Here is a 13,597-nt window from a genome sequence, read left to right as displayed (position 1 = left end):
TACGCCGGCAATGATTAGCTCGCCGTCATGGCGCCGCGACGCAGGACATCAACCACCGGTGCGACCTGCGCCTGCCGGCCCAAGGCCTCACCGACGCGCGCCAAAGCATCCGCCAAAGCCGCCGGCGCGTCATCCCGCAGGTTGGCGTGGCCGACCTTGCGACCTTCGCGGGCCTGCTTGCCGTAGTCATGCCAGTGACCGGCAGCCTCGCCCAGCACGGCCTTGGCGTCGGGCATCTGCCCCAGCCAGTTCAGCATGCAGGCGTGGCCGAGCATGCGGGTATCGCCCAAGGGCAGGCCAAGTACGGCGCGGATGTGGTTCTCGAACTGCGAGGTTTCAGCGCCGTCGCTGGTCCAATGGCCCGAGTTGTGTACGCGCGGCGCCATTTCGTTGGCCAACAACGCATCGCCACGACAGAACAGCTCCAGCGCGAATACGCCTACATAATCCAGGCGCTCGGCAACGCGGCGTGCATAGGCGATCGCAGTGGCCTGCTGATCGGCAGACAGCGCCGCCGGCGCCAGGCTGGCCGACAACACACCATCCACGTGCCAGTTGGCGGTCAGCGGCCAGGCACGGAACTCACCGTCGCGGCCACGCACGGCGACCACGCTGATTTCGCGGTCAAACGCCACGAAACCCTCGAGTATCAGCCCGGTCTTGTCGACCTGCGTGCCCAGCGTCTGCCAGGCTGCATCGATATCCGCCGCTTCGCGGATGCGAAACTGGCCCTTGCCGTCATAGCCCAGCCGACGGGTCTTGAGGATGCAGGGCATGCCGAACTCGGCGACCTTGGCCGCCAGTTCATCCCGGCTGCGGATGTCGGCAAATGCCGGCAGCGCGATGCCCAGTTCCTGGAACAAGGTCTTTTCGCTGAGCCGGTCCTGCGCCACCGCCAATGCGGCCGGATTCGGGAACACCGGCTTGCGCTCGGCCAGCCAGCGCGCGCTCGCCGCAGGCACATTTTCGAAGTCGAAGGTGATCACGTCGACCTTGGCAGCGAACTCAGCCAGCGCCTGGGTGTCATCGAAGTTGCCCACCTGCAACGGCGCCACCTGCCCCGCGCAGGCATCGGCCGCCGGATCGAACACCATGAAGCGCAGTCCCAGCGGAGCTCCCGCCAGCGCCATCATCCGGGCCAGTTGCCCGCCACCGAGAATGCCAACCGTAATCATTGGCGCGGATCGTCCGCAGCCATCACATCTTCGGTCTGGCGCGTGCGGAAGGCGTCCAGCGCAGCGCCAATCTGCGGCTGCTCGGCCGCCAGCATGGCCGCGGCGAACAGGGCCGCATTGGATGCGCCAGCGTTGCCAATGGCAAAGGTCGCCACCGGGATACCGGCCGGCATCTGCACGATCGACAGCAACGAATCCATGCCATTGAGTGCCTTGGACTGCACCGGCACGCCCAGCACCGGCACCGCAGTCTTGGCAGCCAGCATGCCCGGCAGGTGCGCTGCACCACCAGCCCCACCGATGATCGCGCGCAGACCACGCGGGCCCGCCTGCTCGGCGTAGCTGAACAGCACATCCGGGGTACGGTGCGCGGAAACTACCTTCACTTCGTAGGGAACGCCCAAAGCATCAAGCTTCTGGGCGGCGTGCTGCATGGTTTCCCAGTCTGAGCGGGAACCCATCACGATGCCGACTAGCGGCGCGGGGTGGTCGAGGGTCATTGGCCGTCACCTGCTGCAAAGACGTATTCTAGCCGTCTTCCCAGCAAGACCACGACCTGATGGACCGCAAACTGCTCGACCTGCTCGTTTCCCCCGATACCCGCCAGCCGCTGTTCGTGCTGGAAAACGCCGGCCTGGAAGCCCTCAACCGTGCCATCAGCGCCGGCAGCGTGACCCGCGCCGACGGCAGCGCTCAGGCCCAGCCCCTGCGCGAAGCCCTGGTTACCGGCGACCGCAAGCAGGTTTTCCGCGTCGATGACGGCATCCCGGTGCTGCTGGCCGACGAAGCCATCGCCACCGCCCAGATCACCGACTTCCCGGCCAAATAATGCTGCCGCACCCGCCGCTGGCCCCGCCACAGGAACAGATTGACGCCGATGTCGCCCGCGCCCTGGCCGAGGACATCGGCAGCGGCGACGTCACTGCCGCGCTGCTGCCCGATGTCGCCGATATCGCCTACCTGCTGTGCAAGCAGGATGCGGTGATCGCCGGCCGCCCCTGGTTCGACGCCACCCATCGTGCGCTGGACCCGCAGGTACGGATCGACTGGCGGGTACTGGAAGGTGACCGCGTCAGCGCCGGCACGGTGCTGGCAACCCTGAGTGGACGCAGCCGCAGCCTGGTCAGCGCCGAACGGACCTCGCTCAACTTCCTGCAGACCCTGTCCGGCACCGCCACCATCACCGCCGGCTACGTCGCGGCGGTAGCCGGCACCAGGGCACGCATCCTCGACACCCGCAAGACCCTGCCCGGCCTGCGCCTGGCGCAGAAGTACGCGGTGCGCTGCGGTGGCGGCGACAACCATCGCATCGGCCTGTTCGATACGGTGATGCTGAAGGAAAACCACATTCGCGCCGCCGGCTCGTTGACCGCTGCCGTGCACGCCGCACGCGCGCAACAACCCAAACTGCCGCTGGTGGTCGAAGTCGAGGACCTGCAACAGTTGCAGGAAGCCTTGGCCGCCGGTTGCGAGCGCATCCTGATCGACGACTTCAGCGCGGCGATGCGGCGCGATGCCGTGCGCATCACGGCCGGGCGGATTCCTCTGGAAGTCTCCGGCAGCGTCGACATGACCACGCTGCGCGCCATTGCCGAAGATGGCGTGGACTGCATTTCCATTGGCGGGCTGACCAAGCACGTGCAGGCCATCGATCTGTCGCTGAAGCTGGGCCCGCCCCCGGGCTGACTCACGGCACGCACACGTCCCCCGCTGCGACACTCCCCCAATATCCCTCGCGGAGCCTGCTGTGGCATATCGATTTCTGTTGTGCGGCCTGACCCTGCTGCTGCCCGCCCTGCCGGCGATGGCGGCCGAAGCCTGTGATGTGCCGCCGCGCTATGGCCTGAGCGAAACCGCCAAAGCCGTCGTCGCGACGGCCTGCGGTGAACACCGGTTGTGGTATCGCCCCTTCATCGACCGTGAGGGCCGCATCGCCAGCCTCGGCGTTACGGAAGCCGAGAACGAGCATCTGGCCGACAATGGCCTGATCGCCTGGCAGCGCGTTGTCGGCTATTGGCGCGATAGCGGCACGCTTGGCCCGATGGGTGCCATCGCCGGCGCCAGCAGCTGTGCGCAGCCGGCAGGCAACCGGTATACCGACAGCGATTGCCGCGCCTTCCTGATCGACAACCCATGGTCGGCCGCCTTCATCTCCTGGGTGATGACGCGCGCCGCCGTGCCGGGCTTCACCCGCTCACCCCGACATATCGACTACATCCGCGCTGCCTACCAGAGCGGCAGCAATGGCACGCCCTATCGGCTGGCCGACCCGGCAAGCGAGAAGCCCGCCCCCGGCGACATGCTGTGCTTCCTGCGCGACCGCAGCAGTACCTTGAACTACGCAGGACTGATCCAGGCACTGGGCAGTGGCCGCGCTGGCAACTGGAAATCGCATTGCGAGATCGTGGTCAGCGCCAACATGGGCGGGGACCGCACGCTTTACCTGGTCGGCGGCAACGTCGCCAACTCGGTGGTCATGCGCAAGCTCATGCTTGACCGTACCGGCCTGCTCGAACTGCCCAAAGCCAACGCCGCGCAGGCATCCGGTTATCCGGTCGAGACCAGCTGCTCGCCGGGGCAGGAGGAAGAATGCAACCTCAACCGACAGGACTGGGCAGCGCTGCTGAAGCTGACCGCGACCACCCCAACGCCGACGTTCAACTCCACCGCACCCTTGCCGCCACCACCAGACGAACCCATCCCGGCACCGGTCACCCACTGAAGCCCGCGCACGCGTTCGCGGCCAACGAAATAGCTGCGCAGGCGTGAGCGGATCGCCTAAAGTGCGTGCATGCCTACCCTTCTCATCCTGATGATTGTCGGCGCGATTGGTTTTGCTTTCTGGGACCGCTCCCGCGCCGCTGCCGACCGCGCCACCGAACTGGGCCGCAACGCCTGCCGCGCCGCCGACGTGCAATGGCTGGACCAGAGCGTGCACAGCACCGGCCTGCGCCTGTGTCGCCTGCCCAATGGCTGGGTTGGCTTCGAGCGCAGCTTCCGTTTCGACTATTCCTATGATGGCCAGGATCGTCACACCGGCCGCATGGTCCTGCGCGGCCGCGAATTGATTTCCTTCAGCGGCCCTGCCGCCGCGCAGATCGGCCGCCTGCGCAAAAGCACCGAAGAAGCCGAAGACATCTGATCCAACCGGTAGTGCCGAGCCATGCTCGGCAGAGGCCTTACCAGCACACCCGAACCGTAGTGCCGAGCCATGCTCGGCAGTGGCTTTACCGAAACATCTGGCGGACTGCATGCACCTTTGCAGGAGCGGCGTCAGCCGCGAAGCTGATGCACTGGAAGTTGCGGACATGCCAACGACCTGACAGAACCTTGGCTTCGCGGCTGACGCCGCTCCCGCAAGCAGCTGCTGGCCTCGCGTGGAAAGCCCCAGCCGAGCGTGGCTCGGCACTACACAGAGCCCAAACAAAACCGCCGCCTTGCGGCGGCGGTGGAATCATTTGACGACCCGCAGGAACGGGCGCTTTGCGGCTGGCTGCGGACGCTCAGGCGGATCGGTCGGCGGCGTATCGTCATCGTCAGGACTGGTGTCAGTACCGGGGATATCGTCCGGCAACGCCATGCCCTGCCCCGTCTCGCGTGCGTAGACCGCCAGCACCGCGGCAATGGGTACGTATACCGGGAAACTGGTTCCGGAAAAACGCGCCGTGAAACTCACCGCATCATTGTCGATATGCAGGCCAACAACGGCGCGCTCGGCGATATTGAGCACCACCCGCTCCTCCTTGACCGCGCTGCTCGGCACCTGCACGCCAGGGACTCCAGCATCGACCATCACGTGCGGCGTCATGCCATTGTCGTTGATCCACTCCACCAGCGCCCGCAACAGATACGGGCGGTGGCTGCTCATCCGGAAAGTTTCTTCAGTCATGGCACAAGTGTACGCGTCATTGACGCACGATCACCGACTGCCGGCGGTGATCGATTAGTTCGGATACAGCCGACAGCAGCTCAGCCCGGCAGTTCGCGCAACTTCTTTTCCTGGTCGGTCAGGCTGCGGACGAAACCCGGATGCCGGAAGATACGGTTGCCATAGTCCTCGATCGCCTTCCCATCCTTGGGCAGTGCCACCCCCAGTGACTCCAGGCGCCAGATGATGGGCGCGATCGCGCAATCGGCCAGGCTCATTTCCGGGTTGAGGAAGAACTTCGAGGCCTTGAACAGCGGCACCGACTGTGCCACCAGCTCCTTCAAACGCTTGCGACCCGCCTCGGCCTGGGTCTTGTTGCCCATCTGAATGGCCTGCACCTGCGGCACCCAATCATGCTCGATGCGCAGCATCGCCAGCCGCAACCGCGCCCGCGACAGCGGGTCGACCGGCATCAACGGCGGGTGCGGATAGCGCTCATCCAGATATTCGCTGACCACCGAAGCCGCATACAGCACCAACTCACGCTCAACCAGGGTCGGCACGGAGTGATACGGGTTCAGGTCGATCAGGTCTTCCGGCGGGTTCTGCGCGTCGACCGGCACCAGATCGTAAGTCACGCCCTTGGCCGCCAGCACCAACCGCACCCGATGACACAGGGCATCGTCGTTTGCAGAGAACAAGGTCAGGGTATTACGCATACGCACACTCGCCGCCATCAAAGGCTCTCCATCGGTCGGATTCCGCCAACCTTACGGCCCCGCCAGCACATTGCCGACGGTGACCACGGTTACCCGAGTGTGCCAAGCCACAGGCGCAGTTGCCAAGGGCCTCTGCGCACAGTCCCCGGCCTGCACCCACCTCAATGCACGTCTTTCCAGTACTCGGTCTTGACCAGATAGGCCAGGAACGTGAGCAGGGCCAGGAACAACACCACCCACACACCCAGGCTCTGCCGCTTCAATGCCGCCGGCTCGCCGGCGTATTCGAGAAAATTGGTGATGTCGCGGACCGTCTGGTCATACGCCCGCGGATCAACCTTGCCCGGTGATGCAAGCTTGAAACCCACGACCGGCGGATCAATGCCTTCCTGCTCGGCCTTGCCATGGATCGCATGCTGCATGCCTTGCAACTCCCACAACGGGTTGGGCATGGAGGCATTCGGAAACACGCTGTTGTTCCAGCCCAGCGGTCGCGATTCATCGACATAGAACGATTTCAGGTAGCTGTATATCCAGTCACTGCCACGTACCCGCGAGATCAGGCTCAGGTCCGGCGGCATCTTGCCGAACCACTTGGTCGCCTCATCGTGCGGCATCGCCACCTGGATCTGCTCGCCGTAGGCGGCGCCGGTGAAGTTCAGGTTGTCCATCACCTGCTGTTCGGTCAACTCCAGGTCCTCACCCATGCGGGAGTAACGCAGGTACTTGAGCGAATGACAGCCCGAGCAATAGCTCATATAGGCCTGGGCACCACGCTGCAGCGACGCACGATCGCCCAGATCGTTGCCGGCCTGCATCAGCTTGCCACCACCTGCGGCCAGTGCCGGGACACAGAACAACATCGCGGCAGCCATGGCCAACCGCACAATCCATTTGTCAGTCATGCGTCGTCACCCGGTCCGGTACCTGCTTGGTGCTGTCGATCTTGGTCCACAGCGGCATGGTGATGAAGAAGGCGAAGTACAGGAAGGTCAGCACGCGACCCACCCAGGTCTCCCAGATCGCCGTGCCCGGACCGGAGCCAATCACCCCCAGCCAGACGAAGCACACCACCAGAATGCCCAGCATCACCTTGGAAATCGGGCCACGGTAACGCACCGACTTGACCTTGGCCTTGTCCAGCCAGGGCACCAGGAACAGGATGGCGATGGCCGAGAACATCACCATCACACCACCGAGCTTGTTCGGCACCACCCGCAACATGGCGTAGTACGGCGTGTAGTACCAGACCGGCTTGATGTGCTCCGGCGTCACCAGCCGGTTGGCCTCGGTGAAGTTGTCATGCTCAAGGAACAGGCCGCCGAACACCGGCGCGAAGAAGATGATGAAGGCCGCCAGGGTCAGCAGGAAGCCGACACCCACCAGGTCCTTGACCGTGTAATACGGATGGAACGGGATGCCATCGGCCGGCGCGGTCGGCGACCAGCGATTGCCCTTGGGACCCTTCTTGATTTCCACACCATCGGGATTGTTTGAACCCACTTCGTGCAATGCGCCGAGGTGCAGCACCACCAGCAGCAACAGCACCAGCGGCATGGCGATGACGTGCAGGGCGAAGAAGCGGTTGAGGGTGGCATCACCGGGCAGGTAATCACCCATGATCCATTCGGTCAGGCCATTGCCGATCACCGGGATGGCACCGAACAGCGAGATGATCACCTTGGCACCCCAGAACGACATCTGGCCCCAGGGCAGCACATAACCCATGAAGGCTTCGGCCATCAGCACCAGGTAGATCAGCATGCCCAGGATCCACACCAGCTCACGCGGCTTCTTGTAACTGCCGTACATCAAGCCGCGGAACATGTGCAGGTAAACCACGATGAAGAACAGCGAGGCACCGGTGCTGTGCATGTAGCGGATCAGCCAGCCCCACTCCACGTCACGCATGATGTACTCGACCGACGCGAACGCCTCGGCCGCGCTGGGCTTGAAGTGCATCGTCAGGAAGATGCCGGTGACGATCTGGTTGACCAGGATCACCATCGCCAACGAGCCGAAGTAATACCAGAAGTTGAAGTTCTTCGGCGCGTAGTACTCGCTGACGTGCTTGCGGTAGACCGGCATCAGCCCAGGCGCACGCTCGTTGACCCAGTTGGCCACGCCAGTGGCGGTACGGCTAAGGATATTGTCGGCCATGATCAGGCTGCCCCCTGCGGATCGACGCCAATGACGATGGTGTTGTCATCCACATAGTGATGCGGCGGCACCAGCAGGTTGATCGGCGCGGGCACGTCCTGGAACACGCGTCCGGACATGTCGAAGCGCGATTTGTGGCAGGGGCAGAAATAGCCCCCCTTCCACTGTGCGTCATAAGGCTCGGGGCGGATCTCGGCCACCATCTCCGGTGAACAGCCCAGGTGGGTACACAGACCTACCAGCACGGAGATATCCGGCTTGATCGAGCGGAACTCGGGATTGGCCTTCAGCACGTAATCCGGTTGCTGGTCCTTGTTGCCGGATTCCGGATCCTTGAGCCGCGCATCCAGGGTAGGCAATGCCTGCAGGATGGCCTTGGAACGCTTGACGATCCAGATAGGCTGGCCGCGCCACTCCAGGATCAGCCGCTGGCCTTCCTGCAACGCGCTGATATCGGCCGTCACCGGGGCACCGGCCAGTTTGGCGCGGGCGCTGGGATTCCACGACTTGATGAAAGGAACTGCTGCGAAACCAACGCCGACTGCCCCGACCACTGCTGTGGTCGCTGTCAAAAACCGCCGACGTCCGGTGTTGACTGGATCATTTACCCCATCGTTTGCCATCCGGCACTCCGATATTGATTAGGTAGCTAGAGGCTGCCAGCGGTCTGGTGGGGGCCATCCCGCTCTGAATCGAATCGTTCCCGAGTGTAGCGGAACGCTTAACGGTCACACAACGCGATCAAACACCAGTCCGCGAAATTTGTCACGGCCTGCTGCAACAGAAACGTCGAGGGTCTACTTACTGGCGCGTGGCCAGCTCGCCACGGTAGCGATCGGCCAACTGCGCGACACGCTGCACGTAGTACTGGGTTTCCTTGTAAGGGGGGACACCGCCATGACGGTCCACGGCACCTTCACCGGCGTTGTAACCGGCCGCAGCCAGGGTGAGGTTGCCATTGAAACGACGCAGCAACCACGACAGGTATTGAACGCCCCCGCGGATGTTCTGGCCCGCGTCATAGGAATCGGACACGCCAAAGCGTCGCGCCGTGGGAGGCATCAACTGCATCAGGCCCTGGGCACCGGCACGGCTGAGCGCCGTCGGATTGAACGCCGATTCGGCATGGATGATGGCCCGCACCACCGCTTCCTCAACACCGAATTCGCGTGCGGCCGAGGCGATCTCGGTGCTGTAGGCCTGGGTGTTCAGGCGCACCGAGCCGAAGTTGACCCGGGAGTTCACGCCGCAGGCAAAACAGCGCTCGATATAGCTGTACTGGATGGTACGCACCGCGCCGATGTTGGCCACCTGAGCCGGCCGGCTGCTGGTGTAGTGGCGCACCCCATCCTTCATATAGGAGTAGACCTGACCACTGATCACCCGCTGCACCCGTCCTGCCGTTGTTGGCGCTGGTGTGGGTGGCACTGCGGTGGGGGCAGCCTGTGCAGCCACCGCCGTCGAACTGTCATTGGCTTGGCTCGCCGGAGCCGCAGCAGCAGCTACCGGGGTGGCGACGGGCGCCGGGGTCGGCGGCACATAACGCGGCACGTCGCGGGTCGGCCGATAACTGCTGACCACGCTGCAGCTCGCGCCACTGACGCGTTTGCTGACGTAATTGGGCACCCCATCGCTGCCGACACACTTGTACAGCGTGCCGGCACTGGCCGGCGAGGCGACCAATGCTGCAGCGAGAATGCCGGTGATCCCCAAAATCCCCTTCATGGGCGGGAGTCTCCCAGCTTCGCCGGGGCTTGCCAAGTATTTGACGCAGCGGCTTTCGTGCTCGGGCCCGCGGGCCGATACAATAGGCGGCTACGAATGCAGCCCCAGTGGCTGCGTGCCCGCCCACCCGTCTGGAATAAGCGCCATGCCCGGGACGCCAGCAACTCCCCTGCCGATCACGGCCGGCTCCGCCGTGCCTACTGTTGAAATGACCACACCCGAACTGATTCCCCTGCCCGGCCAGCGGCCGACGGTTGCCGGCGGCGCGCGCGGCAAGCCCAGCGATGGCTCGCCATCGCGCGGAAAGCTCTATATCAAGACCCACGGTTGCCAGATGAACGAGTACGACTCGACCAAGATGGCCGACGTACTCGCCGCCGCCGAGGGCCTGGAGCTGACCGACAACCCCGAAGAAGCCGACGTGGTGCTGGTCAACACCTGCTCCATCCGCGAGAAGGCACAGGAAAAGGTATTCAGCCAGCTCGGCCGCTGGAAGGCGCTCAAGGCCAATGGCCGCGACGTCATCATCGGCGTCGGCGGCTGCGTGGCCTCGCAGGAAGGCGAAGCCATCGTCAAGCGCGCGCCCTACGTGGACCTTGTGTTTGGCCCGCAGACCCTGCATCGCCTGCCGGAGCTGATCCGCGCCCGCCGCGAGCAGAACAAGCCGCAGGTCGACATCAGCTTCCCGGAGATCGAGAAGTTCGACCGCATGCCCGAACCGCGCGCCGAGGGCCCCTCGGCCTTCGTCTCGATCATGGAAGGCTGCTCCAAGTACTGCTCGTTCTGTGTGGTGCCCTACACCCGCGGCACCGAGGTCAGCCGCCCGTTCGAGGACGTGGTGGTGGAATGCGCACAGTTGGCCGAGCAAGGCGTGCGCGAGATCAACCTGCTCGGCCAGAACGTCAACGCCTACCGCGGCCCCTACGGCGACGGTGAGATTGCCGACCTCGGCCTCCTGATCCGCACCCTTGCCGAAATCGACGGCATCGGCCGCATCCGCTTCACCACCTCGCACCCGCTGGAGTTCAGTGATTCGCTGGTGGACGCCTACCGCGACGTGCCGAAACTGGCCAACTACCTGCACCTGCCGGTACAGGCCGGCAGCGACCGCGTGCTCAGCGCGATGAAGCGCGGCTACACCGCGCTGGAGTTCAAGGCCAAGATCCGCAAGCTGCGCGCGGTCCGCCCGGACATCTCGATCAGCTCGGACTTCATCGTTGGCTTCCCCGGTGAAACCGATGCCGATTTCGAGAAGACCATGAAGCTGATCGAGGACGTGGGCTTCGACCAGAGCTTCTCCTTCATCTATTCGCGTCGCCCCGGCACCCCGGCGGCCGACCTGGAAGACACCACCAGCGACGCCGACAAGCACGCCCGGCTGTCGCGTTTGCAGGCACATATCAACGAGCACGCAGCCGGCATCTCCGCGCGCATGGTCGGCACGGTACAGAACGTGCTGGTCGAGGGCCCTTCGCGCAAGGACCCGAATGAGCTGACCGGCAAGACCGAGAACATGCGTTCGGTGAACTTCCCGGCCAGTTCGCGTCTGATAGGCCAGTTTGTGGATGTGTTGATCACCGAAGCCTTCAGTAATTCGTTGCGCGGGCGGGTGGTTACGCAGGACTGAGGCCGACTGGCTCCGGATTGTCGGGTCTGGTTGGCGGGCCTGCTTCCTGCGGACCATGGCCCGCGAGGGTTGGGGCCGAAGTTCACCGATCCAAAGCAGGAGCGCCTTCACCCCTGCCCCCGCTCCGCCACAGACCTTGCGCTTGGCGCAAGGTCGTTCGCTGGGCCGCGAATCCGTGGCCCGCAAGCCACCCCTCTCACCCCGCCAGCGGGAGAGGGGAGCAGCTGTCGTTGTTCGCTTCTGCTTTGAAAAGCCGGTACGGCCCGTTCTCACCTCTTGCCGTTCGCCTTTGCCCCGGCACAGCGGTCATTTATTCGCCACACCGACCCGGAGCCCGCCGTTATTGGGCTGCGCGCGGTTATCCACATGTTCATCCCGAATCGATCCACACAAATTGTGGACAACTTGTTACCTGCAAACCATCGAATGTGGCAGTTTTTTAACCAACGCGCCAAGAGGCTTATGCCGCAAGGGCCGGACAGGGATATCCACAGCTTGGCCCACGCCACATCCACATCGACTGTGGAGAACACTGAGAACCGCGACCCCGCTGGTGGTCGACGGGCCGCAGGGGTACCCTTCTCGGGTCCAAGGCACGGCTTCGCCGGCCAGTAACCGTTAGTAAAAATGACCACCACGACGCATCGCGACTTCACTCTTGACCCCGTTGACAACGAACGGCTGGCCAACCTGGCCGGACCCTTCGACGAACATCTGCGCCAGGTCGAACTCAAACTGGGCGTGGAGGTTGCCAACCGCGGCCATGTCTTCCGCGTCAGCGGCCCGGGCAAGACCGCGCTGGAAGCGGAAAAACTGCTCAAGGCGCTGTACGCCGAGGCGGCCGACACCGTCTTCGACAGCCACGCCATCCATCTGCGCCTGAACCGCGCCAATGTCGATCACGTGACCGAGCAGGCCTATGAAGCACAGGAAGTAGCAGTCAAGGTCAAGCGCGGCACGGTGCGCGGGCGCGGTGCAAACCAGTCCAAGTACCTGCACCAGATCGCCACCCACGACATCAGCTTCGGCATCGGCCCGGCCGGTACTGGCAAGACCTTCCTGGCGGTGGCGATGGCGGTCGACGCACTGAACGAATCACGCGTGCAGCGGCTGATCCTGGTGCGCCCGGCAGTTGAAGCCGGCGAGAAACTGGGCTTCCTGCCCGGCGACCTGACCCAGAAGGTCGACCCTTACCTGCGCCCGCTGTACGACGCCCTGTACGAAATGCTGGGCGTGGAAAAGGTGGCCAAGCTGCTGGAGAAGAATGTCATCGAGATCGCGCCGCTGGCCTATATGCGCGGCCGCACCCTCAATGACGCCTTCGTGATCCTCGACGAGGCCCAGAACACCACCATCGAGCAGATGAAGATGTTCCTGACCCGCCTCGGCTTTGGCTCGACCGCGGTTGTCACCGGCGACCTGACCCAGACCGACCTGCCCAAGCACGTCAAATCCGGCCTGCGCGATGCCATCGAGGTACTGCGCGGCGTGGACGGCGTCAGCTTCACCTTCTTTGAATCGCGCGACGTGGTACGCCACCCCCTGGTGGCCCGTATCGTCAGCGCCTATGACCGTCGCGATCTGCAACAGGTCAAACCCGGAGCAAGTGAATGACCAAGGGTCCTGTGCGTCTTGATGTCGCGGTCAGCTACGCCCTGCCCCGCGCCGGCCTGCCGGCAGCGGTGAGCTTCCGCCGCTGGGTGGCAGCCGCCTTGAAAGGCCGCATCCGCGAAGCGGATCTGGCCATCCGCGTGGTCGACGCCAAGGAAGGCCAGTCACTGAACCGCCACTACCGGGGTAAGGACTACGCCACCAACGTACTCAGCTTTCCGGCCGAGCTGCCCGAAGGCCTGCCCAAGGGGGTGAAGTTCCCGTTGCTGGGTGACCTTGTGATCTGCGCGCCGGTGGTCGCCCGCGAGGCCGAGGAACAGGACAAGGCGCTCAACGCCCACTACGCCCACCTCACCGTCCATGGTGTGTTGCACCTGCTCGGCTGGGATCACGAGGACGACAAGGAAGCCGAGGCCATGGAACAGCTGGAGCGCGAGATCCTGGCCGACCTGGGCATCGCCGACCCCTACGCCAACGAGCAATAGGCACAGGTAGTGCCGAGCCATGCTCGGCAGAAGCTTTCCTGGCAATGCCCGGTAGTGCCGAGCCATGCTCGGCAGAGGTCTTCCCAGCAAAGCCATGTAGTGCCGAGCCATGCTCGGCAGAGGCATTGCCAGCAATGCCCGGTAGTGCCCGGCCATGCTCGGCAGAAGCTCTACCGGTAAAGCCCCAGCCGACCATGGCTCGGCACTACCCACGCTTGCTCCTGCAA

At 64.2% G+C, this 13,597-nt stretch carries 15 protein-coding genes; 7 read left to right on the top strand and 8 right to left on the bottom strand.

The window, feature by feature from the left end; all coding sequences use genetic code 11:
* Positions 1-14: 14 nt before the first annotated feature.
* A complete protein-coding gene (locus tag AC1VXC_RS00075; protein WP_481538879.1) occupies positions 15-1,175 on the bottom strand; it encodes a 5-(carboxyamino)imidazole ribonucleotide synthase in 1,161 nt (386 codons plus the stop codon).
* The gene (gene purE, locus AC1VXC_RS00070) at positions 1,172-1,675 is read right to left on the bottom strand and encodes a 5-(carboxyamino)imidazole ribonucleotide mutase (protein WP_313169514.1); all 504 of its coding nucleotides are present in this window, start codon (positions 1,673-1,675) and stop codon (positions 1,172-1,174) included. Before purE ends, AC1VXC_RS00075 begins: the two co-directional genes overlap by 4 nt.
* A 59-nt stretch (positions 1,676-1,734) precedes the next feature.
* Here purE and AC1VXC_RS00065 point away from each other — a divergent pair, with 59 nt between their 5' ends.
* The 4 genes from AC1VXC_RS00065 (at position 1,735) to AC1VXC_RS00050 (ending at position 4,317) form a co-directional block, all read left to right on the top strand.
* Entirely contained in the window at positions 1,735-2,004 is a 270-nt protein-coding gene (locus tag AC1VXC_RS00065) for a Trm112 family protein (protein ID WP_313169512.1), read from the top strand.
* Positions 2,004-2,861 (top strand): carboxylating nicotinate-nucleotide diphosphorylase, encoded by an 858-nt coding sequence (gene nadC / locus AC1VXC_RS00060; protein WP_313169510.1) that lies wholly within the window; start codon positions 2,004-2,006, stop codon positions 2,859-2,861. Before AC1VXC_RS00065 ends, nadC begins: the two co-directional genes overlap by 1 nt.
* Before the next feature lie 118 nt (positions 2,862-2,979).
* Positions 2,980-3,897 (top strand): DUF2272 domain-containing protein, encoded by a 918-nt coding sequence (locus AC1VXC_RS00055; RefSeq protein ID WP_481538880.1) that lies wholly within the window; start codon positions 2,980-2,982, stop codon positions 3,895-3,897.
* A 69-nt stretch (positions 3,898-3,966) separates the two neighbouring features.
* Complete coding sequence (locus AC1VXC_RS00050) at positions 3,967-4,317, top strand: DUF3301 domain-containing protein (RefSeq protein ID WP_313169509.1); 351 nt, start codon at positions 3,967-3,969, stop codon at positions 4,315-4,317.
* Between the two features lie 312 nt (positions 4,318-4,629).
* Here the strand turns inward: AC1VXC_RS00050 and AC1VXC_RS00045 are convergent, their stop codons facing one another.
* The 6 genes from AC1VXC_RS00045 to AC1VXC_RS00020 form a co-directional block, all read right to left on the bottom strand.
* On the bottom strand, positions 4,630-5,064 hold the full coding sequence (locus AC1VXC_RS00045) for a ClpXP protease specificity-enhancing factor (protein WP_313169507.1): 435 nt from the start codon (positions 5,062-5,064) through the stop codon (positions 4,630-4,632).
* 80 nt (positions 5,065-5,144) lie between these two features.
* Complete coding sequence (locus AC1VXC_RS00040) at positions 5,145-5,780, bottom strand: glutathione S-transferase N-terminal domain-containing protein (protein WP_313169506.1); 636 nt, start codon at positions 5,778-5,780, stop codon at positions 5,145-5,147.
* A gap of 143 nt (positions 5,781-5,923) precedes the next feature.
* Positions 5,924-6,667 carry a cytochrome c1 gene (locus AC1VXC_RS00035; protein WP_313493670.1) on the bottom strand — a complete coding sequence of 248 codons (744 nt, stop codon included), beginning with the start codon at positions 6,665-6,667 and terminating at the stop codon, positions 5,924-5,926.
* Positions 6,660-7,922 carry a cytochrome b gene (locus AC1VXC_RS00030; RefSeq protein ID WP_313169502.1) on the bottom strand — a complete coding sequence of 421 codons (1,263 nt, stop codon included), beginning with the start codon at positions 7,920-7,922 and terminating at the stop codon, positions 6,660-6,662. The genes AC1VXC_RS00035 and AC1VXC_RS00030 overlap by 8 nt, the downstream gene beginning before the upstream one ends.
* 2 nt (positions 7,923-7,924) lie before the next feature.
* Complete coding sequence (petA, locus tag AC1VXC_RS00025) at positions 7,925-8,545, bottom strand: ubiquinol-cytochrome c reductase iron-sulfur subunit (RefSeq protein WP_313169500.1); 621 nt, start codon at positions 8,543-8,545, stop codon at positions 7,925-7,927.
* Between the two features lie 178 nt (positions 8,546-8,723).
* Positions 8,724-9,647 carry a lytic transglycosylase domain-containing protein gene (locus AC1VXC_RS00020; protein ID WP_481539677.1) on the bottom strand — a complete coding sequence of 308 codons (924 nt, stop codon included), beginning with the start codon at positions 9,645-9,647 and terminating at the stop codon, positions 8,724-8,726.
* Between the two features lie 145 nt (positions 9,648-9,792).
* Between AC1VXC_RS00020 and miaB the strand changes: the two genes are divergently transcribed.
* The 3 genes from miaB (at position 9,793) to ybeY (ending at position 13,370) form a co-directional block, all read left to right on the top strand.
* Positions 9,793-11,274, top strand: coding sequence for a tRNA (N6-isopentenyl adenosine(37)-C2)-methylthiotransferase MiaB (gene miaB, locus AC1VXC_RS00015; protein ID WP_481539678.1), 1,482 nt, complete (start codon positions 9,793-9,795; stop codon positions 11,272-11,274).
* A 627-nt stretch (positions 11,275-11,901) separates the two neighbouring features.
* Positions 11,902-12,888 (top strand): PhoH family protein, encoded by a 987-nt coding sequence (locus tag AC1VXC_RS00010; protein ID WP_313169495.1) that lies wholly within the window; start codon positions 11,902-11,904, stop codon positions 12,886-12,888.
* Complete coding sequence (ybeY, locus tag AC1VXC_RS00005) at positions 12,885-13,370, top strand: rRNA maturation RNase YbeY (protein WP_313493664.1); 486 nt, start codon at positions 12,885-12,887, stop codon at positions 13,368-13,370. The genes AC1VXC_RS00010 and ybeY overlap by 4 nt, the downstream gene beginning before the upstream one ends.
* Positions 13,371-13,597: the final 227 nt, after the last annotated feature.

The sequence above is a fragment of the Stenotrophomonas sp. STEN033 genome (assembly GCF_056856655.1).
This window is presented reverse-complemented; position numbering and strand designations above follow the sequence as displayed.